General features: G+C 52.6%; 21 protein-coding genes and 2 tRNA genes. 16 read left to right on the top strand and 7 right to left on the bottom strand.

Annotated features, from left to right (window positions below; translation table 11 throughout):
* The 5 genes from tal (at position 1) to ACT3TR_RS02035 (ending at position 8,175) form a co-directional block, all read left to right on the top strand.
* Positions 1–954 carry a transaldolase gene (tal, locus tag ACT3TR_RS02055; RefSeq protein WP_444624647.1) on the top strand — a complete coding sequence of 318 codons (954 nt, stop codon included), beginning with the start codon at positions 1–3 and terminating at the stop codon, positions 952–954.
* 349 nt (positions 955–1,303) lie between these two features.
* Entirely contained in the window at positions 1,304–2,791 is a 1,488-nt protein-coding gene (locus ACT3TR_RS02050; RefSeq protein WP_444624648.1) for a TolC family outer membrane protein, read from the top strand.
* Between the two features lie 77 nt (positions 2,792–2,868).
* Positions 2,869–4,137, top strand: a complete 1,269-nt coding sequence (locus ACT3TR_RS02045) for an efflux RND transporter periplasmic adaptor subunit (RefSeq protein WP_444624649.1) — start codon at positions 2,869–2,871, stop codon at positions 4,135–4,137.
* Complete coding sequence (locus tag ACT3TR_RS02040) at positions 4,137–7,325, top strand: efflux RND transporter permease subunit (RefSeq protein WP_096281477.1); 3,189 nt, start codon at positions 4,137–4,139, stop codon at positions 7,323–7,325. Before ACT3TR_RS02045 ends, ACT3TR_RS02040 begins: the two co-directional genes overlap by 1 nt.
* A gap of 163 nt (positions 7,326–7,488) precedes the next feature.
* Entirely contained in the window at positions 7,489–8,175 is a 687-nt protein-coding gene (locus tag ACT3TR_RS02035) for a hypothetical protein (protein WP_444624650.1), read from the top strand.
* Between the two features lie 46 nt (positions 8,176–8,221).
* Here the strand turns inward: ACT3TR_RS02035 and ACT3TR_RS02030 are convergent, their stop codons facing one another.
* Together ACT3TR_RS02030 and ACT3TR_RS02025 are read right to left on the bottom strand one after the other, a co-directional pair.
* Complete coding sequence (locus tag ACT3TR_RS02030) at positions 8,222–8,371, bottom strand: hypothetical protein (protein WP_444624651.1); 150 nt, start codon at positions 8,369–8,371, stop codon at positions 8,222–8,224.
* A 65-nt stretch (positions 8,372–8,436) separates the two neighbouring features.
* Complete coding sequence (locus ACT3TR_RS02025) at positions 8,437–9,048, bottom strand: TetR family transcriptional regulator (protein ID WP_441684565.1); 612 nt, start codon at positions 9,046–9,048, stop codon at positions 8,437–8,439.
* A 212-nt stretch (positions 9,049–9,260) separates the two neighbouring features.
* Between ACT3TR_RS02025 and ACT3TR_RS02020 the strand changes: the two genes are divergently transcribed.
* Both ACT3TR_RS02020 and ACT3TR_RS02015 read left to right on the top strand, forming a co-directional pair.
* Positions 9,261–10,295, top strand: coding sequence for a succinylglutamate desuccinylase/aspartoacylase family protein (locus ACT3TR_RS02020; RefSeq protein WP_444624652.1), 1,035 nt, complete (start codon positions 9,261–9,263; stop codon positions 10,293–10,295).
* A 201-nt stretch (positions 10,296–10,496) separates the two neighbouring features.
* Positions 10,497–11,957 (top strand): catalase, encoded by a 1,461-nt coding sequence (locus ACT3TR_RS02015; protein ID WP_096281469.1) that lies wholly within the window; start codon positions 10,497–10,499, stop codon positions 11,955–11,957.
* A gap of 38 nt (positions 11,958–11,995) precedes the next feature.
* On the opposite strand, the gene dusA is transcribed toward ACT3TR_RS02015, so the two are convergent.
* Positions 11,996–13,033 carry a tRNA dihydrouridine(20/20a) synthase DusA gene (gene dusA, locus ACT3TR_RS02010; RefSeq protein ID WP_441684562.1) on the bottom strand — a complete coding sequence of 346 codons (1,038 nt, stop codon included), beginning with the start codon at positions 13,031–13,033 and terminating at the stop codon, positions 11,996–11,998.
* Between the two features lie 327 nt (positions 13,034–13,360).
* Positions 13,361–13,798: a DUF2501 domain-containing protein gene (locus ACT3TR_RS02005; RefSeq protein WP_096281465.1), complete on the bottom strand. Its 438-nt coding sequence runs from the start codon at positions 13,796–13,798 to the stop codon at positions 13,361–13,363.
* A 106-nt stretch (positions 13,799–13,904) separates the two neighbouring features.
* Here ACT3TR_RS02005 and ACT3TR_RS02000 point away from each other — a divergent pair, with 106 nt between their 5' ends.
* Positions 13,905–14,033, top strand: a complete 129-nt coding sequence (locus ACT3TR_RS02000; protein WP_255249108.1) for a hypothetical protein — start codon at positions 13,905–13,907, stop codon at positions 14,031–14,033.
* Between the two features lie 107 nt (positions 14,034–14,140).
* Here ACT3TR_RS02000 and ACT3TR_RS01995 read toward each other — a convergent pair whose 3' ends face one another.
* Complete coding sequence (locus tag ACT3TR_RS01995; protein ID WP_096281463.1) at positions 14,141–14,947, bottom strand: sulfite exporter TauE/SafE family protein; 807 nt, start codon at positions 14,945–14,947, stop codon at positions 14,141–14,143.
* 147 nt (positions 14,948–15,094) lie between these two features.
* On the opposite strand from ACT3TR_RS01995, the gene ACT3TR_RS01990 reads away from it, so the two are divergent.
* Positions 15,095–15,679 (top strand): hypothetical protein, encoded by a 585-nt coding sequence (locus tag ACT3TR_RS01990; protein WP_096281460.1) that lies wholly within the window; start codon positions 15,095–15,097, stop codon positions 15,677–15,679.
* Positions 15,680–15,684: 5 nt separating this feature from the next.
* Here the strand turns inward: ACT3TR_RS01990 and ACT3TR_RS01985 are convergent, their stop codons facing one another.
* Positions 15,685–16,209 carry a helix-turn-helix domain-containing protein gene (locus tag ACT3TR_RS01985; protein WP_444624653.1) on the bottom strand — a complete coding sequence of 175 codons (525 nt, stop codon included), beginning with the start codon at positions 16,207–16,209 and terminating at the stop codon, positions 15,685–15,687.
* A 283-nt stretch (positions 16,210–16,492) separates the two neighbouring features.
* On the opposite strand from ACT3TR_RS01985, the gene gltX reads away from it, so the two are divergent.
* The 3 genes from gltX (at position 16,493) to ACT3TR_RS01970 (ending at position 18,282) form a co-directional block, all read left to right on the top strand.
* Positions 16,493–17,974, top strand: a complete 1,482-nt coding sequence (gene gltX, locus ACT3TR_RS01980) for a glutamate--tRNA ligase (RefSeq protein WP_444624654.1) — start codon at positions 16,493–16,495, stop codon at positions 17,972–17,974.
* Positions 17,975–18,103: 129 nt separating this feature from the next.
* Positions 18,104–18,179: transfer RNA gene (locus ACT3TR_RS01975), tRNA-Ala, on the top strand.
* Positions 18,180–18,206: 27 nt separating this feature from the next.
* A tRNA-Glu gene (locus ACT3TR_RS01970) sits at positions 18,207–18,282 on the top strand.
* Positions 18,283–18,959: 677 nt separating this feature from the next.
* On the opposite strand, the gene gltA is transcribed toward ACT3TR_RS01970, so the two are convergent.
* The gene (gltA, locus tag ACT3TR_RS01965) at positions 18,960–20,246 is read right to left on the bottom strand and encodes a citrate synthase (RefSeq protein ID WP_096281452.1); all 1,287 of its coding nucleotides are present in this window, start codon (positions 20,244–20,246) and stop codon (positions 18,960–18,962) included.
* A gap of 501 nt (positions 20,247–20,747) precedes the next feature.
* On the opposite strand from gltA, the gene sdhC reads away from it, so the two are divergent.
* From sdhC to ACT3TR_RS01945, 4 genes are read left to right on the top strand one after another with little or no spacing between them, the layout of a single operon-like run.
* A complete protein-coding gene (gene sdhC, locus ACT3TR_RS01960; RefSeq protein ID WP_217990287.1) occupies positions 20,748–21,125 on the top strand; it encodes a succinate dehydrogenase, cytochrome b556 subunit in 378 nt (125 codons plus the stop codon).
* Complete coding sequence (sdhD, locus tag ACT3TR_RS01955) at positions 21,119–21,466, top strand: succinate dehydrogenase, hydrophobic membrane anchor protein (RefSeq protein ID WP_096281448.1); 348 nt, start codon at positions 21,119–21,121, stop codon at positions 21,464–21,466. Before sdhC ends, sdhD begins: the two co-directional genes overlap by 7 nt.
* Positions 21,467–21,469: 3 nt before the next feature.
* Positions 21,470–23,242 carry a succinate dehydrogenase flavoprotein subunit gene (sdhA, locus tag ACT3TR_RS01950; protein ID WP_444624655.1) on the top strand — a complete coding sequence of 591 codons (1,773 nt, stop codon included), beginning with the start codon at positions 21,470–21,472 and terminating at the stop codon, positions 23,240–23,242.
* 27 nt (positions 23,243–23,269) lie between these two features.
* Positions 23,270–23,980 carry a succinate dehydrogenase iron-sulfur subunit gene (locus tag ACT3TR_RS01945; RefSeq protein WP_096281444.1) on the top strand — a complete coding sequence of 237 codons (711 nt, stop codon included), beginning with the start codon at positions 23,270–23,272 and terminating at the stop codon, positions 23,978–23,980.
* Positions 23,981–24,183 lie beyond the last annotated feature (203 nt).

The raw sequence follows: 24,183 nt of genomic DNA, 5'->3' as shown, positions 1-24,183 counted from the left end.
ATGACGAGTCAGTTGCAACAGTTGAAGCAACATTCGCTGGTAGTCGCCGATACCGGTGATCTTGACGCTATCCGCCGCTATCAGCCCCAGGATGCCACCACCAACCCGTCATTACTGCTTAAAGCCTTTAGCCTGGCAGGTTATCAAGGATTGATTGATGAAGAGCTGGGCAGCGTAAAAGCCTCAGGTAGCAGTCGTGAAGAGCAGGTTAGCCATGCCGTTGATCGGCTTGCAGTCGCCATGGGCAGTGAAATTTCAGCCGTGGTGCCGGGGCGTGTTTCTACCGAAGTTGCCGCGCGTCTTTCTTTCGATACCCAGGCCAGCATTGCCAAAGCCCATGAGTTGATCGAGCTTTATAGCGCCCGCGGTGTCGCCCGCGATCGTGTGCTGATTAAACTGGCATCTACCTGGGAAGGCATTCGTGCCGCCGAGGCGCTTGAGCGCGAAGGTATCCAGTGCAACCTAACGCTACTGTTTAGCGATGCTCAGGCCCAGGCGTGCTTCGATGCGGGCGTATTCCTGATCTCTCCTTTTGTGGGCCGTGTCACCGACTGGTACAAAAAAGAGACGGGCAATGATTACGCCCCTGCAAACGACCCAGGCGTTCAGTTTGTGCAGGGCGTGTGTGAGCGAGCCAATCAGGGTGGCTACGACACCGTGGTAATGGGCGCGAGCTTTCGTACTACGGGCCAGGTGTTAGCGCTGGCAGGCTGTCCGCGGTTAACCATTTCGCCCGCCTTGCTTGAAGAGCTGGAAGCCGCTGAGGGCAGCATCAGTGCGCAGATCAATGCTAGCGAAAGCAGTGGCAAGTCCGCGACAGCGTTAAGCGAATCAGCTTTCCGCTGGGGGCATAATCAGGATGCCATGGCGAACGACAAGCTGGCTGAGGGGATTCGTCGCTTCCACGAAGATCAGCTTGAGTTAGAAGCGTTAATCGATAAACGGCTTGGTTAACCGGATAGCTTAGTCGCGTTTAGGAAAGCAGTATTAGCACAACGCCGCCCCAGCCAATTGGCTGGGGCGGCGTTGTTTTGTAAGTGGGGTATCGATTCGCGTGAGTTTCGCCAGCAAAAAAAAACCTATTTATCGTTAACCTATAATGCTTTGGACTAAGGTAAGCTTGACAATAGTGTGTACACACAAATTTCGATAGTTCAAGGCTAGCATACATACATGAATGTAACTATAATGCTCATCTTTCTGAATGGCCCAGTACGTTGAGTGACTTAGTTTGTTGATGACTTAGTACGTTGATGACTTAGTACGCTCGCCATCCCGACGCTAATACTTAGAGGCAATACCCATGCGACTGGCACACTGGGCAGTCAATGCCCCTTTACGACCCTTGCTGTTAGCGGTATTCACCGCTTCTTTTGTGCTGCCTGTCCAGGCGGCTGATCTCATCACGATTACCCGTGATGCGTTAGATAATAACGCAGCACTTTCCTCTGCGCGCTCTGAGTATCTGGGCGTTGAAGCAGGCCGAGACGTTGCACGGGGTGCACTGTTACCTCAAGTTAATGCGACGGGTAATGTGGCGCATAACCAACAGTACGAAAGTCACGGAAGGTCTGGAATAGGTTCGGGCGCTGGTGATGTTGGATCGGGGGGGGCACAGCTTGGTAACGTCGGTGCGAGTGATGACCGTTACAACACGGTGTCGCTTCAGCTTGAAGCCACTCAGGCGCTATTTGATGAAGTGACTCGCCAACAGTTTACTCAGGCCGAACGACAAATTGATCAGCAGGTTTATCTGCTGGCAGCCACTGAACAACAGCTGTTGATTGATGTGGCTAGTGCCTATTTCGAAATTCTGCGCGCTTACGAAGTATTAGAGGCGCGTTTTGCTCAAGAGCGGGCGATTGGGCGTCAGTTGGAGCAAGCCGGTGAGCAGTTCGAAGTGGGCTTGATTGCGATGACCGAAGTAGAAGAGGCGCGCGCTACATTCGATCAGTCACGTGCGGATCGCATTGCCGCAGAAAGCAGTCTGCAGGTGGCTTTTGAAGCGTTAGAGCAGCTTACCGGCCAGCGCTATGCCAGTATCGACGCGCTGGGAGACAGTATGCCGATTGCGCTTCCTGAGCCCAGCAGTCGCGACTATTGGGTAGAGCAAGCCATTGAGCGCAACCCGCAAGTATTAGCGCAGCAGGCAGGCATTGAAATTTCGCGCAGTGGTGTGGACATTGCCCGGGCTGGACGTTTGCCAACTGTTCAGGCGTTTGGTAACTATCAATTCGCTGATAACGATATTGACGGCACTACCGGCTATGATTCGTCTAGCCAGGTGGGAGTGAGTGCCAACCTACCTCTTTATACCGGCGGCAGCACGAGCGCCAGGATTCGCCAAGGGACCTACCAACTGGAGAGCAGCCAGTATGATTTCGAGTCCCAGCGTCGGATGTCTATCCAGCAAGTGCGCTCGCTCTATACCCAAGTCAGTAATGATGTAGAAACGGTTGAAGCGCGTCAGCAGGCCATTGTGTCGAACCAAAGCGCGCTAGAAGCAACCCGCGCGGGCTATGAGGTGGGCACTCGTAATATTGTGGATGTGCTGAATGCTGAGCAGAACTTGTACAACGCTATCGCTAATTATGCTGAATCTCGCTACAGCTATGTGGTGAATTTGCTCTCGCTGCGTCAGCAGTCGGGGCTATTGGATGTGGATGCCATTGAAGACCTCAATAATTGGCTAACGGGCGATGAAGTGAACTTTACCTTGCCCGAAAGCGGCGGTGATGACCGCTACCAGCGCGCACTCGACATTGGTGCACCGCCCCAGCCTGGCCGGTAATAACGCCAGGTCGAACGTGAATTAGGCGCGAACCTGCTATCAGTCGATCTTAAAAAGATACATGGGAATTGAAACGTATGAAGAAAATGATTCACTCAAACAGAGCGAGTCTGGTGACGCTGGTAGCCGCGCTGGCACTTGCTGCCTGTGGTCAAGAACAGGCTGAGGCCCCGGAGCAGGGTCAGCAAGAGGCGCCTGCGCATAAAGTGGCAGTGGCAGAGATGGCTCGTCAAGATATAGCGCTGAATAAATCGTATCCTTCGCTGTTACGCAGCGATAACGAAGTCACTCTCGTCGCGCGAGTGAATGGTTCTCTGGAAGAGCGTCATTTCGAACCCGGGCAAATGGTAGAAAAAGGCGACCGTCTTTATACCATTGAACCGGATCTTTATCAGGCCACCGTCAATCAGCGCGAAGCCGATTTACAAAGTGCGCAGGCTCAACTGTCTCGCGCTCAGCGTGATGCCCAGCGTTTTGAGCAACTGCTGAGCCAAAACTCGGTGAGTCGTCAGCAGTATGACCAAGCGTTAGCCGACCAGCGCGTTGCCCAGGCAAGCGTGGCACAAGCAGAAGCGGTATTGACCAGCGCCAATCTAGACCTAGGCTATTCCCAGGTGACCGCGCCCGTCTCGGGCATGATCGGCTTGAGTCAGATCAACGTGGGCAATGTGGTGACGTCTGGCACGGAGCTTGCCACCATCACACCCCTGGACCCGCTAGAGGTGCGCTTTCAACTGCCCCAGCGCGATGCTTTTGAGCTGCGTCGGCAGTTGAGCCAGGGCGGTGATCCTTCTGATATCCGCGCCCGGTTAAGCATTCCCGGTGTGAGCGGTGGCACTGACTCTGAGCTTGAAGGGCACTTAGACTTTCTTGGTTCGCGAGTGGATAGCGGTACGAGCACGGTACAAGCATCCGCCACGTTCGAGAATCCTGAGGCTACCGTACTACCAGGTCAGTTTGTACGCGTTAGCATTGAGGGCTTAAAGCGCTTTGATGTTATGGCCGTGCCTGAAATTGCCGTTACTCAGGGCTTAATGGGCCCGCAGGTACTGGTGTTGGATGACGAGAACAAGGCTCGCGCACAAACGATCTCCTTAGGTGAAGTGGCAGGTCCGTGGCAGCTGATTCGCGAAGGGGTTGAGCCAGGTGATCGAGTGATTGTCGGTGATCCTGCCGGTTTATCACCGGGTATGGCGATTGACCCGCAGCCGTTCGATGGTGATGCGGCAGCCGTTGTTGAAGATGTTGAGCAGCAAGAAGCACAAGAGCAGGCTGAAGCAGCACAAGCAATGGAAGCGGGTGCTGCCGATGGACAGCCCGCTGAAGGAGAAGAGGGTGCGCAATAATGAACTTCTCTAACTTCTTCATCAGCCGCCCGATATTTGCCACGGTACTGGCAATTATCGTGACGCTGGTAGGCGTTATGTCCATGCGAGTGCTGCCTATTGAGCAGTACCCTAGCGTGGTGCCGCCTACCGTGTCGGTGCAGGCGCAGTTTCCTGGTGCCGACGCAGAAACCGTTGCCCAAACGGTCGCGGCACCGCTAGCAGAGGCTATAAACGGCGTTGAGGACATGCTGTACATGACCTCAAACAGCGCTGATAACGGCATTATGAGCCTGAGTATTGCGTTCAATATCGGCACCGATGGCGACATTAATACCATTAACGTCAATAACCGTGTGCAGGGTGCGCTGTCGCAATTACCCGAGGCCGTGCAGCAGCAAGGCGTTACCGTCGAGCTGCGTTCAGACTCTATTTTGATGTTTATTGCGTTGACCTCACCCAATGGGGACTATAACAACGTCTATATGCAGAACTACGCCACGCTCAATATTCTGGATGAACTGCGCCAAGTGCCGGGTGTGGGTAATGCGGAAGTGCTGGGTGGCGGTGAGTTTGCCATGCGTATTTGGATGGACCCAGACAAGCTGGCTCAGTACGACATGACGCCTAGTGAAGTGGCCAGCGCTATTAGGTCGCAAAATACAGAAATCCCAGCGGGTAGCTTGGCATCCACGCCCCAAGGCGAGCCGCGTGCTTATACGTATACGATTACCGCAGGCGGCCGACTGAATAATGTGGACGACTTCCGCAATATTTACTTGCGCACCAATAGCGATGGTTCGTCACTGCGCTTGGAAGACGTGGCACGTATCGAGCTCGGGGCGTCTTTCTACGGTATTGACGCGCGCCTGAACGGCTCTACGATGACGCCGATTATCATCAACCAGCAGCCTGGAGCCAATGCATTAGCGACAGCTAATGGTGTGCGCACCACTATGGATGAGCTCGAGAGCCGTTTCCCACCAGGGCTTGAGTATGTCGCGCCTTATGACACTACGCTGTTTATTGATGCCTCGGTCGAGACGGTTCTACACACGTTTATTGAAGCCTTTCTGATCGTTATCGTCATTCTGTTTATATTCTTACAGAACTGGCGCTTTACCGTGATTGCGATGTCGGTGGTGCCGGTCGCCGTGGTAGGTACTTTTGCCGGTTTCTATCTACTTGGTTTCTCAATCAATCTACTGACGCTGTTCGCGCTGGTGCTATCGATAGGTATCGTGGTTGATGACGCCATCTTGGTGGTTGAAAACGTCGAACGTGTACTCAGTGAAGAAGAAGATATAAGCGTTCGCGATGCTACCATCCGAGCAATGAGAGAGGTCGGAGGGCCGGTCATTGCGACATCGCTGATTATGGCTGCCGTGTTTATCCCCGTTGCTTTCCTGGGCGGATTTACCGGACAGATTTATCAGCAGTTTGCGATTACCGTGGCCATTTCCGTCGCGCTATCGGCAGTCATGGCGCTGACCTTTACGCCGGCGCTCTCCGCGATCTTTATCAAGCACAAAATCGCAGGGGCGGGTGAGTCTAAATTTAAACGTGCCTTGAATACGCCTTTGCGCCTGTTTGATCGCATGTTCGCCGGTATCACTGCCGCCTACATGTGGGTGGTGAAAGGTTTGGTGCGTCTATGGGTGTTGGCATTAGCGCTTACGGTGCTGGTCGGCGTTGGCTCTTACTGGCTTTACGCCAATACGCCTTCAACGCTGGTGCCAGAAACCGATCAGGGTATCGTGTTGGTGAGCGTGTCGCTGCCGGATGCCGCTTCGCTTGATCGTACCCAGCGTTACATGGAAAAGCTCAGTGCTGAAATTGAAGCGATTCCGGGCGTTGAGTATTCCTCAGCTATTGCGGGTTACGACATTCTGTCGAGCGCAGTGAATACGGCTCGAGGGATCATTTTCGTCAACATGAGCACTTGGTCTGAGCGTGATCTGACGGCCAGTGGCCTTGTCGGGCAAATCATGCAGCTGGGGGCGAGTATTGACGGTGGCTCTGCCATGGCGTTTAACGTGCCGCCGATTATGGGTCTCTCGACGACCGGCGGTTTTACCGGTTACCTGCAGTCGTTTGATGGTGCATCAACGCGGGAGTTGTATGATGCATCGCTGCAAATTATGCAGAAGGCCAATGAACATCCTGCTTTAAACCAAGTGTTTTCAACGTTCAACGTTAACGTGCCTTCGTACCGCGCGAATATTGATCAGCAGAAGGCCTTGAGTTACGGCGTGTCACTGGGGGATATTAACTCAGCACTAGGCAATACGTTTGGTAACGGTTTTGTGAACTACTTTAGCTATCAAAACCGTAATTTCCAGGTGTACCTGCAAAACGAAGATGACTTCCGTAAGACGCCAGATGACGTTAGCAGCGTGTATGTGCGCGGCGGTAACGGCGAGCGTATACCGCTTTCCGAATTCGTCGAACTTGAGCGCCAAACGGGGGCTGCCGTGGTATCTCGCTTCGGTGTTTATGCAGGCGCCCAGTTCCAGGGTAATCCTGCGCCCGGCTACAGTTCTGCTCAAGCGATTGAAGCGATGGATTCAATCGTACAAGAGACGCTAGGCACTAACTGGGGGATGGGCTGGACCGGTACTGCTTATCAGGAGGCCAATCTAGGTAATGCGGCTACTATGGCGATCGTGTTTGGTATGCTGATGGTGTTCTTGATACTCGCGGCCCAGTATGAAAGCTGGTCACTGCCGCTGGCGGTACTAACGGCGACGCCTTTTGCTTTCCTTGGCAGTATCGGGGGCATTGTACTGCGTGGCCTAGACACCAGCGTGTATGTGCAAATAGGTATGCTGGTGGTCATAGGGCTGGCGGCGAAGAACGCTATCTTGATCGTCGAGTTCGCTGAACTTCAGCGTAAAGAGCATGGTAAATCAATCCGTGAAGCGGCGATTATTGCGGCAGAACTGCGTTTCCGCCCGATCGTTATGACCTCGCTAGCGTTCATCTTTGGTACTCTGCCGCTGGCGCTAGCCACCGGCGCCAGCGATGTGAGCAGTCATCACATTGGTACCACAGTTGCGATGGGTATGCTTTCTGTCGCTACGCTGGGCAGCCTGTTTATTCCGAGCTTTTACGCCATGATTGCGACAGCGTCGGATTGGCTAGGCCGTAAGACGCGAGGGCATAAGCACGAACCCTCCAAGCCAGCGCTTGAGCACAATCAAGACTAATTAGCCCCCTGAACGATGGGTAAGCAATAAACGGGCGTCACTTTCGGGTGATGCCCGTTTTTTTATCTGACGAAAATAGCCTGAAAAGTGGTACTAAAAAGCTAATGTAGACTAAGCTTTAAATAATAATACATCGCCGGCTAAGTATCGGAGGAGCGCCACTATGGAACATGTACTGCACGCTGCCATGCAATTTCCGAGCATTGTGCTCGTTGTCTTACTCGGGTTACTGGCGTTCTACTGGCTATTAGTGCTGATTCGAGTAGCCCCGCTAGATTTATTTGAACGTGATAGCTTAAAAGAAGACCACCTCGCCAGCACGCTGGTCTCGCTAGGCTTTGCCGGTGTGCCTGCCATACTGGCATTGAGCGTTATTTTGGCTATTTCAGCGGCGCTCACGTTGACGATAGAGCTATTGGTGTTGCGCTGGCTGCCACTTGGCTTAATACGTATTCCGGTGGGCGTACTGGTGTTGTGGTTGTCAATGGTCGCTGCTTCCCCTATCGCCGCATCGATTTGCCACGCGCTACACCGTGGGTTGCACCGCTATCGTCCGTTTACTCGCCGGTGCTTGTTGGGAGAAACCGTGGTGGTGACTGAGCGCCAAGGCCGCGGTGAGTTGGCATTTGCAGTGATTGATAATGAGCCGAACAGCGCAGTAACGCTGCATAGCAAAGAGGGGACGTTGCCACTTCAAGGCGAGCGTCGTGTGCTGGTGAAGTACCTGCCCTCAGAGGGCGCTTATCGGAGCGTGTCAGAGCAAGACTACCTAGAAACACGCGTTCATTTGAACAAGCTGCGGCTCAACCGAAAAAAACGCCACTCGGTGCCGTACTCTACTTCGCATTGATAGCAAACAGCTGGGCGCATTGCCTACAAGCGTCGCTCAGCTATTGTCACCACTTCCGCCACTGCTGGGTTAGCCACTGAGTGATAGTAGGGCTGACCTTGGTCGCTTGAGTTTGCTCGTTGGGTACTACATCAGCCTTTGCAGTCCGTATTAAAAAGCGCTCAATGGGCATGACCTGTTCAGGTCGGTCTAGCATGGGGGGCGTGCCCGCAGTTAGGTACGCTGAGTGTCACCAGCTGCATTAAGAGTGGCGTTAAATAATTAGCGCTGCATCATGCGGATGGAAGTGTCGATCATTTCTCCACCGCGTTCCCGAATCGAATAAGCACCGGGGTTGCGTAGCCAGTCGTGGAAGAGACCACCTAGCATTGATTGCATCAGCCGCGTGGCAACGGCCGGCGAGAGGTCTTCACGCAACAGCTGCTGCTGTTGCGCGATTTCAAACACTGACAGCATTTCATCGAAACACTCGTTACCAATTTTATCCTGCATTTCGAGCGGGTTGATATCACTGAAGAACTCGCAGCGATGCAGCAAGATGGACAGTATGCGTTGATATGAGGGCTGTTCAATACGAGCCAAGCCGGCATGGCAGGCTAAGCGGATGGACTCAAGGGGCGATTTTCCCGCCTCGGTTTTCTCCACTTCTTCCATGAGCGATTGAAAGGGCATGCGGACTTGTTCGACAAGCGCCATGAACAAATCGCCCTTATTTTTAAAATGCCAATAAACAGCGCCTCGAGTAAGGCCTGCATGGCGAGCAATTTGTTCTAGTGATGTGCGTGCCACGCCTTTGGCAAAAAACACCTCTTCGGCAGCCTCTAACAGTGCTTCCCGAGTGGCAGCAGCTTCAGCTTTAGTTTTTCTTGCCATGGCGCGCAACCTTATGATCGAAACGTAATGGTCACATTTTAACCTAAGCTGGCTGATATTTACATTCAAAACTGTATGGATAATTCAGCTATCGCATAGAGAGAAGGGTTAGGCTCGTTATTTTGCAGCGTCAGGCGTATAAAAAGGCAATGGAGTGGATCCGTATTCACTGAGACAGCGTGAAGCATCATCGTTAAAACAGGACTTTAAGCATGCCGCGAGCACCTTTTCAACTGGGCGAGCACACCATTATGCCCGGCCAGCGTTTACAAATAGATGTGCCAGTCGCGCGTTTATATACCCATACGCCGCTTCATATCCCTGTGGAGGTCGTGCACGGGCGCAAGGATGGCCCTGTTTTGCTGGTTTGCGGTGGTATTCATGGCGACGAAATCAACGGCGTGGAAATTGTTCGCCGGGTACTGCGCGCCAAAGCGATTAAGGGCATTCGTGGCACACTGATCGCAGTGCCGGTGGTCAATGTATTTGGTTTCTTACAGCAAACGCGCTATTTGCCTGATCGGCGTGATCTTAACCGCTGCTTTCCGGGCAGTGAGTCAGGCTCGTTAGGTGGTCGGATTGCCGCTTTATTTCGCGAACAAATTGTTGATCACGCCACGCATATTATTGATCTGCATACCGGGGCGATTCACCGCACGAACCTGCCGCAAATTCGTGCACAGCTGCGCCCAGGCAGTGAAACCGAGCGCATGGCAGATGCTTTTGGCGCGCCCGTGGTGCTTAACGCTGAGCTGCGCGAAGGTAGCCTACGCCACTACGCGCAGAGCCGTGGTATTCCAGTATTAACCTATGAAGCCGGTGAAGCGCTGCGCTTTGATGAGTGGGCGATTGCACCCGGTGCCCGCGGTGTACTGCGCGTTATGCGGCGTTTAGGCATGTTGGCCGGTGAGCAGCGCCGCCGCACGCCAGCGCCTGCTGAACTGGCCAACGGCTCAAGCTGGGCAAGGGCGCCTATCGACGGTATTTTGCGCCCCAAGGTGCGCCTAGGCGCGCGCGTTGCCAAAGGTGAGGTGCTGGGCAAAGTGGCCGACCCTTTTGGCAATGAAGAGGGCGAAGTACGCGCGGTGGCAGATGGAATTGTGATTGGGATGAGCCGCTTGCCGCTGGCTAACGAAGGTGAAGCGCTATTTCATATTGCCCGTTTCGATGAAATTGAGGAGGCTGAAACGGCCATCGAAAGCTTTAACTCAAGCTTGGTGCCGCCCACGGATTCTTTTTCTTTTTAGCTGCCTATACATAAAAGCTATTGGTTTGATAGAGAAGTGATAGCCGCCATACATGGAAAGTTGGCGGCTGATTGGCTATACCTAAGGGTGGGCTTTGTTAGCGGCTACATTGATAACAATGAAAATTAATAGCCAAGCTTTCATCGTACTCGAACGAGTGGCGGTCAAACGCCACGTCTACCGTGACATGGAGGAAAAGCGATGACGAGCGATAAACCTAAGCACACCACAACGGATGCGGGCATACCGGTTAGCAGTGACGAACATTCGCTCTCAGTCGGGCAAGATGGCCCTATTGTGATGCACGACCACGCCCTGATGGAGCAAATGGCGGCGTTTAACCGTGAAATGATCCCTGACCGTCAGCCGCATGCCAAGGGCAGTGGTGCTTTTGGGCATTTTGAAGTCACCCACGATGTTAGCAAATACACCAAAGCCAAGTTTCTGCAGAAAGGCACTAAAACCGATGTGCTGATCCGCTTTTCGACGGTAGCAGGTGAAAGCGGTAGCCCTGATACATGGCGTGATCCACGCGGTTTTTCGGTGAAGTTTTATACCGAGGAAGGCAATTTCGACATGGTGGGTAATAACACCCCAGTGTTTTTTGTGCGTGATCCCATGAAGTTTCAGCACTTCATTCACTCACAAAAACGTCGCGCCGATAACGGCCTGCGTGACCATGATATGCAGTGGGATTTTTGGACGTTGTCACCTGAATCGGCTCACCAGGTAGCTTGGTTAATGGGAGACCGTGGCGTGCCGGCGACATGGCGGCATATGAATGGCTACTCTAGCCATACCTATATGTGGGTTAATAATGAAAGTGAGCGGTTCTGGGTGAAGTATCACTTCAAAACCGACCAGGGCATCAAGTGCATGACTCAGGAACAAGCGGATAAAATGGCCGGCACCGACGCCGACTATCATCGCCGTGATCTATTTGAAGCCATTCAGCGTGGCGAGCACCCCACCTGGACACTGCAAATGCAGATCATGCCCTTTGAGGATGCCAAAACCTATCGCTATAACCCCTTTGATCTCACCAAGGTGTGGCCCCACGACGACTATCCATTGATGGAAGTGGGTAAGTTAACCCTTAACCAAAACCCCACCGACTTCCATACCCAAATCAATCAGGCCGCGTTCGAGCCTAACAACATGGTGCCGGGCACCGGCCTTTCACCCGACAAGATGTTGCTGGCGCGTTCTATCTCGTATGCCGATGCACATCGGGCGCGTTTGGGCGTTAACTACAAGCATATCCCCGTCAATATGCCCATAAGCCCAGTCAATAGCTATACCCAGGGTGGTGCCATGCGTATGCATCACGCGACAGACCCTGTCTATGCGCCGAACAGCAAAGGTGGCCCTAAAGCCGATGTTGAGCGTTTTCCAGAAGATGCCGTATGGGCCACCAGCGGTGAGTTGGTACGTGCAGCTTATACGCTGCGCAAAGACGATGATGACTGGGGTCAGCCCGGTACGTTAGTTCGCGATGTAATGGATGATGCCGCGCGTGATCGTTTAGTGTCCAACGTCGTTGGGCATCTTTCAGGCGGCGTCAGCGAGCCAGTGCTTGAGCGTGCGTTTGAGTATTGGCGCAATATCGACCAAGACGTAGGTGATCGCATCGCTAAAGGCGTGAAAGGCGGCCAGCCGTAATGCTGTAAATACTCGGCCCGCCGCCTGAACGTTGGTCGCTAAACAGGCATGGGGGCGGGCTGGGTGTCTTCGGTCTCTGGCTCACGCACTAAGCTTAATGCTTCATCAAATAGGCGCAATCCTGCGCCTTCTTTATGCGCGTGTTCTGACAAATGACGCCGAAACCGCCTTCCGCCTGGGCAACCTTGAAACAGGCCCAGCAGGTGGCGGGTAATATGATTCAGCTTGGCGCCTTCGTCTAAGCGCTGCTGAATATAAGGCCGGAAAGCGTTCGCGGCATCCAAGCGGCTCTCCGCCGGGCCTTTCTCACCAAACAGCTGCTCATCAACACCGGCCAGTAGCCACGGGTTTTGATACGCCTCGCGGCCCACCATAACGCTGTCCACAAGGGTGAGCTGCTCTTGGCATTCGGCGAGTGTTTTAATCCCGCCGTTAATACCGATATGCAGTTCAGGGCGGCTCTGCTTTAAACGATGAACTCGGGGGTAGTTAAGCGGCGGTACATCACGGTTCTGCTTAGGTGATAAACCTTGTAGCCACGCCTTACGGGCGTGAACGGTAAATACCTCGCAGCCAGCGTCAGCGACAATCGCAATAAACCGCTCAAGATCTGCGTCTTCATCCTGATCATCAATGCCAATACGGCACTTCACCGTGACAGGAATAGACACCGCCGCCTGCATTGCCCGCACGGCGTCCGCTACCTTTTCGGGGTAGCCCATCAAGCACGCGCCAATCATGTTGTTCTGCACGCGATCGCTTGGGCAACCCACGTTCAGGTTCACCTCATCATAACCCCATGCCTCAGCAATCGCCGTGCACTCCGCCAGCTCACCGGCATCGCTGCCGCCTAGCTGCAGCGCAAGCGGGTGCTCCACCTCGTTATAGCCTAAGAAGCGCTCACGGGGCGTCCCGTGCAAAATCGCACCAGTCGTGACCATCTCGGTATACAGCAGCGCACGCTTGGTTAGTGTGCGGGCAAATGCTCTGTAGTCGCGGGTCGTCCAATCCATCATGGGGGCCACAGAAAAAAGCCGGCCCCGATCTGCACTGTTTTCTTTAATTAAATTAGTCATTTAGTAATGCTTTGGCCGCACGGAATGCAGCATTATTGCCTCTTTAAGCCGTAATTAACGCATTGGGTGTGTCTACAGTGTACCAAGTAAGGATACTGGGCGAGGTCCCAAAAAAACTGGGTACATTTTGAGATCTTTTCAGCAATGGCGCTTTGTATACGCGCCATTGTACGTAAGAAAGGGTGCCCAGCACAGAGCAAGGGATACCGTTAATCTAGGGCGTTGAGGAGGGCTAATTGATCTTCAAAGGGTATTGGGCTTGCTGTTTTGCGGCAAGCCCGCTTTACGCATTATCTTGTAGAACAAAGTATTTGTCGTTGAGGTGGGTTATCCACCAGCAAACGACATTGCTTGGTCTGCTGCCATGCCGCAGGCGCGTTCGCCGACTTGGTCGCCTAAGGCGCTTAAGTTGAAGGATTCACCGTCGCCTTGAAGCATACCAGACAGGCCCTCTTGGTAGCTTTGGTTTTCTTCCGGCTCAGATTCAAGACCTAGACGTGACATAACCTGACTTTTGGCGATATCTGCATTACTACCTAAATACCCGTTTTCCTGACAATAGCTTAAAACGCCGGTGAGGTTCTCAAGATTAGCGAAATTGAACGAGCCACTTGAAAGTGAACTTAATAGGTTGCTGCTGCCTCCGCTGGAAGCCATATTGCTTGCGCGATCAGTTACGCTATTGATATCGAAAGCGTATGCTTGGCCCGCTAGAAGTATGCTTACTAATCCTGTGGTTGCGATAGATTTAATGCGCATAGCCATATAGTTCTCCGATCATATTGAAAATTCTAAGGTTGGTTATGTTTGATGGACATTTCGAACCGAGGAACAGTTCCATCATGCTAACCTACTGGTGACCCATGATGGTGTGATTCGACTGCTTTGTCGTGAAGTGCTGACCATGGAGAATGTTGATGTGGGCGGCTATGGTTATCTGGTACTGCGAATTGAGGCGGGCCAATATCAAACCCTGGAGAAGCATGACATCGCTTTTTAGACACGCTAATAACAAAAAAACGATGCCGGTAAGTTCTTCCTCTGCTTGGGTGAGCTAGTGGTTAGTGGTTAGTGTAGGCATCTGTACTAAACGTCGCATTATGTGCATTAAGCCGTAAACACCGCATATACCATCTGCAGGGCCAGCCCCATCAGCAGGAAGGCGAATACTCGTTTGAGTAGCGCCACGGGCAGCTTGTGGGCGAGCTTTGCGCCGATAGGTGCCATGAGGATGCTGAAGGGCGCCATTAATAGAAAGGCGGGCAGATAAACAAAGCCTAGCGTTGCGTCGGGTAGGCCCGAAACGCCCCAGCCATTGATGATGTAGCCAAGAGCACCCGCCAGCGCGATGGGTAAGCCTACGGCTGCCGAGGTACCTATGGCGCGGGGAAGCGTGACGTTGCACCAGGTGAGGAAGGGGACCGTCAGCGAGCCGCCGCCGATGGCGACCAGCGCCGAAATGCCGCCGATACCTAACCCCACTCCGCTTACGCCAACGGGGCTAGGCAGGCTGCGGCTGGGTTTAGGCTTAACGTTTATCAGCATTTGAATCGACATCAATACCATAAAGCAGGCGAAAAAAATCGCCAGGCTGCGAGTAGGAATAAGTGCGGCAACAAAGGTTGCAAAAAAAGTACCCGCTAATATGCCTGGGGTAATAAAACGCACGATATCCCAGCGAACCGCCCCGTGCCGATGGTGGGAAAGTAAGCTTGCGGTGGAGGCTGGGATAATAGCCGCCATAGCGGTGCCTAGGGCTAAGTGGGCAAGGTGCTCATGAGGCACGCCTTGAAGCACGAATAACGAGGTGAGAATCGGCACCATAATGCCGCCGCCACCGATGCCTAATAAGCCAGCCATGAGGCCAACAAAACCGCCCAAAGCCACATATGCCACCCACCAAATGATATCCAAAGCTGCTGCTCCTGAAAGTGTCTTGTTAGCACGATAAGCACATTGTACCGGAAGTAGAGCGTGCCGCGGATTCAAAAAGGCGTATTCCGCTGTGGCGGCCGCTATGCAGTGGTAAGCTGCAGGCTAGGTAACGTTTTGGGAGTTCGTATGGGCAATATAATAAATCGCGCTGGCGTATTGATCGTGTCTGCTGCGCTACTGGCTGGCTGTGGAGAAACTGAGCCGCCGGCCAGTGACACGGTAGCGACTGCGCAGCCTGAGCAAGCACCCCCTGAGTCATCCGCGGTAGAAGAAGACGTTGCGCCGCTTATTGTCGAGCTATCTACACATGTATCGCTGCGCACCGATCGGCGCTTAATGGTCGAGGGTGAAAGCAATTTGCCTGACGGTACTCAGGTACGAATTATTGTCGAACGTGAGATCAGCCGAGTGCGCTGGCAAGCACGCACCCAGGTAGAAGGCGGGCTATTTTCAGCGGGGCCATTTGGTTCAGGTAGCGGATTACCCGATGGTGGTTACGACGTGCGTGTTGATGTTTCAGAGGGCAGTGTTCAACCCGTCGCGGTACAAGCAATCATTGGTCACAATGGCCAGCACCTGGCGGGAGAGCTTGTCAGTCAATCCCGCCATGGGCTGGGCCAAGTGGCCACCTACTCACGGCGCTTTTTGGTAGGGAGTGAACCAAGACGCACGCGTGACCAGGTGGAGGTGCTAGAGAGTCCGGGGAGGTAGACGCTTTAGGCAGGATGCCAGTGGGCTAACAGTACTGCGTGGATGGCAGTATCGCTTGGAGCCTTGGCGAAGTGCTCGATCACGAAACGATCGTCGCGCTGTACAACGTAATGACCCGCTTTGTGGAATACATGCGTTGGGCCAAGCAACAGTAAATCACCCGGGGTGGCCGGTGAAAAATCTGTATCAGGACCCGGCGTGGTCATAACGCACGGTGCTTTCCAATCAATCGTCATGGGCAGGTGATTGGGGATTCTTATTTTCGTTGCTTGTACCTGTTCCCAGGGGAGTGGGCCGGTATGCGTCAACGTTAAAAGCTCAGGAGCACTATCACCTTCTAAGAGCGTTGCCAGGGAACAGTCAAGGGCATCAGCAAGCGCAACTAAGCGTTCGTGACCGATCTGTTTGATCGCCCCGGATTCCCAATAAGAAATGGTGACATCTGACACGCCAACTTTGCGTGCCAGCGCTGCTTTGTTGAGCTTGGCTCGAAGCCGCAATTGCTTTATTCGTGAGCCTAGCGATTCCATTTCATCTTCCTGTTGAATGAGCTAACAAGCTCGTTGAGTTCCATCCACTAAGAATAGTGGCACTATAACCAAGCGTTATATCTTAACTCACTCTTGAGATGCTCACTCAAGATGTTGCTGCAGTGCCGTATTAATCGATCTTTACTTAGCACGTATTAAGGGACATGCAACATTGAGCCCACCTTATGACGCTTTTGGACGCCAATTGTTCCCTGCGCGACGCTGTAGGTTGTGGCTAAGGTGGGTATAATATGGCCATGCATATTTGCCATAGGACGTTTTCATGACCGTACGTACTCGTATCGCACCTTCTCCCACCGGGGATCCACACGTTGGTACGGCATACATAGCGCTTTTTAATCTATGTTTTGCGCGTCAGCATGGCGGCCAATTTATTTTACGTATTGAAGACACGGATCAAGTGCGCTCCACGCCTGAGTCGGAGCAGATGATTCTCGACTCCTTGCACTGGCTGGGCCTTGAATGGGACGAAGGCCCTGATGTCGGTGGCCCTCATGGCCCGTATCGGCAGAGCGAGCGTGGCGAAATTTACGCGCAGCATATTCAGCAGCTCTTAGACGCGGGGCATGCGTTTAAGTGCTACCGCACCAGTGAAGAGTTAGATGACCTGCGTGAGGCACGCAAAGCGGCGGGTATGCACTTGGCATTGAAATCCGCTGACTTAGCGCTCGATGAGAGTGAGCTAGCGCGCCGCCGGCAAGAGAACTGGCCTTTTGTGGTGCGTATGAACGTGCCTGCTGAAGGTGTTTGCGTCGTCAATGACATGCTGCGTGGCACTATTGAAGTGGATTGGGCCCAGGTCGATGCACAGATACTGCTTAAGTCAGATGGCATGCCGACCTATCATTTGGCTAACGTTGTCGACGACCATTTGATGGGCATTACTCACGTACTGCGCGGTGAGGAGTGGATTAATTCCGCACCTAAGCATCAGTTGCTGTATGAGTATTTTGATTGGGAAATGCCGGTGCTGTGTCATATGCCGCTGCTACGCAACCCTGACAAATCTAAGCTTTCTAAACGTAAAAATCCGACGTCGATTAATTATTATCGCCGTATGGGCTTTTTGCCCCAGGCCGTTACCAATTATTTAGGTCGTATGGGATGGTCAATGCCTGACGAGCGTGAAAAATTCAGCTTGTCAGAAATGATCGCTGATTTCGATGTGACGCGTGTGTCGCTGGGTGGTCCGGTCTTTGATTTAGAAAAATTGACGTGGCTGAACGGTGTTTATATCCGTGAAGACTTGGATGACGATGCATTGTTGAAAGCGCTGCGCGAATGGGCCTTCAACGAAGCGTACGTGAAGCAAATCCTGCCTCAGTTGCGGCCCCGGGTCGAAACGCTTTCCGAAGTAATGCCGCTCGCCGGTCATTTCTTTGCAGGCCAGCCAGCGTTAACAAAGCATTCATTTGATAGCGTGAAGCTTGATGAAGAAGAGCTGGTTAAGCTGCTTCAGTTCCTTGTTTGGCGCTTTGAGGGCGTTTCAGCATGGGATAAAGAGGCGTTGCTTGACGAGGTAAAAACGCTGGCCGAGCATTTTGAGTTGAAAATGAAGGTGTTCCTCGCGCCGGTATTTATTGCTATCACTGGCAGTACTTCCAGTACCTCGGTGATGGATGCGATGGCGATTCTCGGCTCTGACATTACTCGAGCCCGCTTGCGTGGTGCCATTGACGTGCTAGGCGGCGTTTCGAAAAAGCAGGCCAAGCGTTTTGAAAAAGAGTTTCGTGATATTGCGTAACAACTCATTAAGATAGCCATGGCGAAAGCGCCTGTTTTTGTCACTGATCTTGTCAGAACTAAATAGACGTTTTCGCTGTTGACCAAGATGATCATAATCAGTATTATACGCTCCGTCTTCGCGACATGTGGGGCCTTAGCTCAGCTGGGAGAGCGCAACACTGGCAGTGTTGAGGTCAGCGGTTCGATCCCGCTAGGCTCCACCATCTTGATTCGTGAATTCACGTAGTAATGTCCCATTCGTCTAGTGGTCTAGGACACCGCCCTTTCACGGCGGTAACAGGGGTTCGAACCCCCTATGGGACGCCATCAAATCGATATCCCCTGATTCCTGTTTGTTTTTTCTAGCAATGAGTCTCCTCATTTGCTGGTTTTTGGCATCTCTGTCGTTCACAAAAAAGCTACAAATCGATCTTTTTTAGACGATTTTATGCTTGACTTGTCCACTTTTTCTGATCCCTTCTAAAAGTTGTGCACAACTCGTTGTTGTTGACGCAAAAAACTTGAACATAACTTTAAAATGTTAAAAAACAACAACTTACCATAGGTCAAAAAATGACCAATTTAAGGTTGGCCCACTGTTCATGGCGATTTCGGGACGTTTTGTAGTGGTTGTGAACAGGGTTATCCACAGATAGTGTGGAAAACATTTTTCTGGATGCTAGCCCTCAAAAGTCAAGCGCTATTGATGCTTAAAAGTGCCTTAATTGCGTGGCCCAATAGTCTAATGCCGCTGGCTGAAAAAGATGATGGACTATGCTGCTTAGGAGTCGCAATGGCTGTTGCGTTAACGGGCGAAAGGCGGGCTCTAAGAGGCGATCGTGTTAAAGGCGTTCAGCCGGTAGCGATTCATCCTGCATAGCCTCTGGTGAAAAGAAGGGCTTGAATGTCGGGTGGTGGGATCAGCTCATGCGAAAAAGGCCACCCGTAGGTGGCCTTTTTCGCATTGCTATCAATCTAGCAGAGGTCGATTTATTTTTGCTGGCTTATTTCGTTGGGTAGTCACGCTTATCGTGGCCGATATACAGCTGGCGCGGACGACCGATTTTGTAGCTTTCACTGAGCATCTCGTGCCAGTGTGAGATCCAGCCAACGGTGCGGGATACCGCAAAAATCACGGTAAACATATTGGTTGGAATGCCCATCGCTTTCAAAATGATGCCAGAATAGAAATCAACGTTCGGATACAGCTTTCGCTCAATGAAGTATTCATCTTCCAGGGCGATCTGTTCCAGGCGCTTGGCGATTTTGAGCTGTGGGTCGTCAGCCATGCCTAGCTCGGCGAGTACCTCGTCACAGGTTTCTTTCATCACCTTGGCGCGCGGATCGAAGTTGCGATAAACGCGGTGACCGAAGCCCATTAGCTTGAAGGGGTCTTCTTTATCCTTGGCCTTATCAACAAAGCGCTGGATATTCTCTTCGGAATCGTCACCAATTTCGTCAAGCATTGCTAGTACGGCTTCGTTGGCACCGCCGTGAGCAGGGCCCCACAGTGCAGCGATGCCGGCGCTAATGCAGGCGAACGGGTTGGCGCCTGTGGAGCCTGCAAGGCGTACTGTCGAGGTAGAGGCATTTTGCTCGTGGTCCGCATGCAGCATGAAGATGCGGTCCATGGCTTTCGCGTATACCGGATTGATCTTGTACTCTTCGCACGGGTTGCTGAACATCATGTAGAGGAAGTTCTCTGCATAGCTCAGGTCATTGCGCGGATAGTTGAACGGTTGGCCAACGTTATACTTGTGTGACATGGCCGCCAGCGTCGGCATTTTCGCAATGAGACGGATGGCACTAATCTCGCGGTCTTCTTGCTGAGTGATGTCCATATGGTCATGGTAGAAGGCCGCTAAGCCGCCTACAACGCCGCACATAATAGACATCGGGTGCGCGTCACGGCGAAACCCTTTGAAGAAGTTATTAATCTGGTCATGAACCATGGTGTGATTGCGAATACGTGATTCAAAATCTGCGTACTGCTCTTCACTGGGCAGCTCGCCAAATAGCAGGGTGTAGCTAAGCTCAACAAAATTGGATTCTTTGGCCAGTTGATCAATGGGGTAGCCGCGATGCAGCAGTACGCCCTGACCACCATCAATATAGGTAATGGCAGACTGGCAGGAAGAGGTGGCCATAAAGCCGGGGTCGTAGGTGAACAGGCCTTCAGCACCGAGCTCACGTACGTCGATGACGTCGGGGCCAAGTGTGCCGGAGTACATAGGTAGCTCGATCGGTTTGTCGATGCCGTCTACCGTCAGTGTCGCTTTCCTGTCAGCCATGCAGGCCTCCTTTCGAATTCGGGTTGGGACGTAAAGTCATTGCTGCGCATGCCGCGCCGGCGAAAAGGCCTGCCCACTATAGAAGTGTGCGACATTTTGTCAATTATCCGATGCGCTAGGCGTAAGCTGTGCAGATATAATTGTTGTGAATGGTTTTTGTATAAGATTGAAAAAAGCCTACAATATGTGAAGGCGTCAAAAATCACGAATAGATTATCATAGTACGTTAACAAGCTTATCAATCTGCTAATCTATGGACACTATAACCATGCTGCAGCGCAAAATCGACTCGGTCTAAACGGATTTTTTTCCTACAGAGTCGACTTATGCCTGAGTTCGGTTTGTAAGCGAGGGCGAAGGTTCTTATAATCCACGGCGCGCGACCGGCAGGTAGGTGGTCGTGCCCGACTTGGCAACGGCCGAGCCCCTTCCAGCAACCACTGCCCGCTCGGGCCATGCCCGACCTGTCGCAGAGCGGGCCAAGAGAGTGTGTATAAAGCCGTGAATAGCAAACGACCCGTAAACCTAGATCTATCTACAATACATTTCCCACTACCGGCATTGACGTCGATCACACACCGCATCACGGGTGTCATCCTGTTCGTTGGCCTGATTTTCGCTTTTTGGGCGCTAGGTAAGTCATTGTCATCTCCGGCGGGTTTTGACGCCGTTAGCAATGCGTTAGCCAATAATTTCTTGGCTAAGTTCATTGCTTGGGGGCTGTTGTCCGCCTTGGCATTCCATTTTGTCGCCGGTATTAAACACCTGCTGATGGATGCCGACATTGGTGTGACCCTTGAGGGTGGCGTGAAAAAGGCCCAGATCACCGTCGTGGTCAGTGCCGTTCTGATTATTTTGGCAGGAGTTTGGGTATGGTAACTAACATCACTAGCTTTGGCCGTAGTGGGCTTTCTGACTGGCTGATGCAGCGCGTATCCGCGGTGATTCTGGCTCTTTATACGGTCTTTATCGTCGGCTTCTTGCTGTTTAATCCGAACCTTGATTATTACGCATGGAGCGGCCTGTTCAACCAAACGTGGATGCGAATTTTCTCGCTATTGGCCTTTATCGCCATCGCGGCACACGCCTGGATCGGCCTGTGGACCGTAACCACTGACTATCTTAAGTCTACTTGCCTGCGCATGGGTGCCCAAGCTGTCATTATTTTGGGTATTTTCGTGTATTTGGTGTGGGGCATTCAAATTCTGTGGGGAGCTTGATACATGTCTAATCTGCGTAGCCTGACGTTTGACGCCATTATTATTGGTGGCGGTGGCGCTGGCCTGCGAGCCGCTCTAGAGCTTGCGAAGTCCGGCAAAAAGACGGCCGTGTTATCAAAAGTTTTCCCGACGCGCTCTCACACCGTTTCTGCCCAGGGCGGCATTACTTGCGCGATTGCATCTGATGATCCGAACGATGATTGGCGCTGGCACATGTACGATACCGTTAAAGGCGGCGACTATATTGCTGACCAAGACGCGGCTGAATATATGTGTTCCGAAGGCCCGAAGGCGGTGTTTGAGCTTGAGCACATGGGGCTGCCGTTCTCGCGCTTAGATAACGGCCGCATTTATCAGCGTCCGTTTGGCGGCCAGTCTAAAAACTTTGGTGAAGGTGGCCAGGCTGCACGCACCTGTGCCGCGGCTGACCGTACCGGCCACGCGTTGTTGCACACCCTGTATCAGAACAACTTGAAGAACAACACAGTGTTCCTCAATGAGTGGTACGCGGTAGATTTGGTTAAAAATGCTGACGGTGATGTGGTTGGCTGCATCGCTATGTGCATCGAAACCGGTGAAGTGGTTCACGTTAAATCGAAAGCCACCGTACTGGCGACCGGTGGTGCGGGCCGTATTTACGCCTCCACGACCAATGCCTTGATCAATACAGGTGATGGCATTGGCATGGCAATGCGCGCCGGTTTTCCGATGCAAGACATGGAAATGTGGCAGTTCCACCCGACCGGTATTTACGGCGCGGGTACGCTGGTCACAGAAGGTTGTCGTGGTGAAGGTGGCTACCTGATCAATAAAGACGGCGAGCGCTTTATGGAGCGTTATGCACCGAACGCCAAAGATTTGGCCGGCCGTGACGTGGTTGCTCGTTCGATGGTCATGGAAATTTTGGAAGGTCGTGGCTGTGGTGAGAAGGGCGATCACGTCTTCTTGAAGCTTGACCACTTGGGCGAAGACGTTCTTGGTAAGCGCTTGCCGGGTATCGTTGAACTTTCTAAGACCTTTGCTCATGTCGATCCTGCTACCGACCCGATTCCGGTCGTACCGACCTGCCACTATATGATGGGCGGTATTCCCACCAACATTCATGGCCAGGCGATTACACAAGACGAAGGCGGTAACGATCATATCGTTAACGGCCTATTCGCTTGTGGTGAGGCAGCGTGTGTATCTGTTCACGGTGCTAACCGTCTGGGCGGCAACTCACTGCTTGATTTGGTGGTCTTTGGCCGTGCCGCGGGCATGTTCATCGAAGGTGCACTGAACGAAGGGATCGACTACCTGGATGCCTCTGAGTCTGACGTTGAGTTGGCAATGAAGCGCATCAATCGCTGGAATGAGTCGGAAGGCGGCGAAAGCATTCCTGAGCTAAAAGCTGAGCTTCAGGAAATCATGCAGACCTCCTTCGGCGTATTCCGCGAAGAGAAAAACATGCTGGAAGGCGTCGAGAAGCTAGCGCAGCTGCGTGGACGGATCGGTAATGCCTACCTGCCGGATAAGTCCAATGCCTTCAACACTGCACGTGTGGAAGCGCTGGAGCTTGATAACTTAATGGAAGTGGCAGAAGCGACGGCGATCGCTGCCCTTGAGCGTAAAGAAAGCCGTGGCGCCCACTCGCGCTATGACTATCCAGACCGTGATGATGTCAACTGGCTGAAGCACTCGCTTTACTTCCCGCTGACTAAGCAGATGAAGCAGCGCGACGTTAACTTCAAGCCGAAAACTGTTGATACGTTCGAACCGAAGGTTCGTACCTACTAAACTCCGCATTGACGAGAGGGAGTCACTATGTCCAATCTTCAGGTATCCGTATACCGCTATAATCCGGAAACCGACTCCGCACCTTATATGCAGGAGTTTCAGGTCGATACCAAAGGCCGCGATGTAATGGTGCTGGATGTTCTTCATCTAATGAAGGAGCAAGACAGCGGTCTGGCGTTTCGTCGCAGCTGCCGTGAAGGCGTTTGTGGTTCAGACGGCATGAACATGAACGGCAAAAACGGCTTGGCTTGTATCACGCCGCTGTCAGACGTTGTGAAAAACAACAAGCTGACCCTGCGCCCACTGCCTGGCTTGCCAGTTATCCGCGACATGGTCGTTGATATGGGCTTGTTCTATAAGCAGTACGAGCGTATTCAGCCTTACCTGCAAAATGATACGCCGGCGCCGGCTATTGAACGTCTACAGTCTCCGGAAGAGCGCGACAAGCTAGATGGCCTGTATGAGTGTATTCTGTGTGCATGCTGTTCTACGTCGTGCCCGTCATTTTGGTGGAATCCTGAGAAGTTTGTGGGTCCTGCTGGTCTGCTGCAGTCATATCGCTTCCTGGCCGATTCTCGTGATACGGCCACCAGTGAGCGCCTGAGCAACCTGGAAGATCCGTTCTCGGTTTTTCGGTGCCGTGGCATCATGAACTGTGTGGCGGTATGTCCAAAAGGCCTGAATCCTACTCGTGCGATTGGTAAAATCCGCGAAATGCTACTCGCCGATGCTACCTAAACGTATGACATTTGAGTAAAAAAGCGGGCGGCGCTTAAGTTGAGCAACAATGCCACTTAAATCATCGCGCTTCGCTTGTTATCATAGGGTTCGTCACGTGGTGCGGCGTCGCGTCGCACTACTGACCAGGCAAGTTTGAAAGCCGGTGCCTTGGGTACCGGCTTTCGAGCATGAACTGAAGATTAAAAGCCTTATGAACCGTT

The organism is Halomonas sp. AOP12-B1-6 (genome assembly GCF_052379225.1).
GTDB classification, from domain to species: domain Bacteria; phylum Pseudomonadota; class Gammaproteobacteria; order Pseudomonadales; family Halomonadaceae; genus Vreelandella; species Vreelandella casei.
The sequence above is the reverse complement of the archived record's forward strand: the minus strand, read 5'-3'. Positions and strand labels throughout refer to the sequence as shown.

Excerpts from the sequence above, each read along its gene's own strand:
- tal (WP_444624647.1), top strand. The coding sequence starts at position 1 with ATGACGAGTCAGTTGCAACAGTTGAAGCAACATTCGCTGGTAGTCGCC.
- dusA (WP_441684562.1), bottom strand. The coding sequence starts at position 13,033 with ATGACTAATTTAATTAAAGAAAACAGTGCAGATCGGGGCCGGCTTTTT.
- ACT3TR_RS01945 (WP_096281444.1), top strand. The coding sequence starts at position 23,270 with ATGTCCAATCTTCAGGTATCCGTATACCGCTATAATCCGGAAACCGAC.
- ACT3TR_RS02020 (WP_444624652.1), top strand. The coding sequence starts at position 9,261 with ATGCCGCGAGCACCTTTTCAACTGGGCGAGCACACCATTATGCCCGGC.
- ACT3TR_RS02040 (WP_096281477.1), top strand. The coding sequence starts at position 4,137 with ATGAACTTCTCTAACTTCTTCATCAGCCGCCCGATATTTGCCACGGTA.
- sdhA (WP_444624655.1), top strand. The coding sequence starts at position 21,470 with ATGTCTAATCTGCGTAGCCTGACGTTTGACGCCATTATTATTGGTGGC.
- sdhD (WP_096281448.1), top strand. The coding sequence starts at position 21,119 with ATGGTAACTAACATCACTAGCTTTGGCCGTAGTGGGCTTTCTGACTGG.
- ACT3TR_RS02030 (WP_444624651.1), bottom strand. The coding sequence starts at position 8,371 with ATGCTAGACCGACCTGAACAGGTCATGCCCATTGAGCGCTTTTTAATA.
- ACT3TR_RS02035 (WP_444624650.1), top strand. The coding sequence starts at position 7,489 with ATGGAACATGTACTGCACGCTGCCATGCAATTTCCGAGCATTGTGCTC.
- ACT3TR_RS02025 (WP_441684565.1), bottom strand. The coding sequence starts at position 9,048 with ATGGCAAGAAAAACTAAAGCTGAAGCTGCTGCCACTCGGGAAGCACTG.
- ACT3TR_RS01990 (WP_096281460.1), top strand. The coding sequence starts at position 15,095 with ATGGGCAATATAATAAATCGCGCTGGCGTATTGATCGTGTCTGCTGCG.
- ACT3TR_RS02005 (WP_096281465.1), bottom strand. The coding sequence starts at position 13,798 with ATGGCTATGCGCATTAAATCTATCGCAACCACAGGATTAGTAAGCATA.
- ACT3TR_RS02050 (WP_444624648.1), top strand. The coding sequence starts at position 1,304 with ATGCGACTGGCACACTGGGCAGTCAATGCCCCTTTACGACCCTTGCTG.
- ACT3TR_RS02015 (WP_096281469.1), top strand. The coding sequence starts at position 10,497 with ATGACGAGCGATAAACCTAAGCACACCACAACGGATGCGGGCATACCG.
- ACT3TR_RS01985 (WP_444624653.1), bottom strand. The coding sequence starts at position 16,209 with ATGGAATCGCTAGGCTCACGAATAAAGCAATTGCGGCTTCGAGCCAAG.
- gltA (WP_096281452.1), bottom strand. The coding sequence starts at position 20,246 with ATGGCTGACAGGAAAGCGACACTGACGGTAGACGGCATCGACAAACCG.
- ACT3TR_RS02045 (WP_444624649.1), top strand. The coding sequence starts at position 2,869 with ATGAAGAAAATGATTCACTCAAACAGAGCGAGTCTGGTGACGCTGGTA.
- gltX (WP_444624654.1), top strand. The coding sequence starts at position 16,493 with ATGACCGTACGTACTCGTATCGCACCTTCTCCCACCGGGGATCCACAC.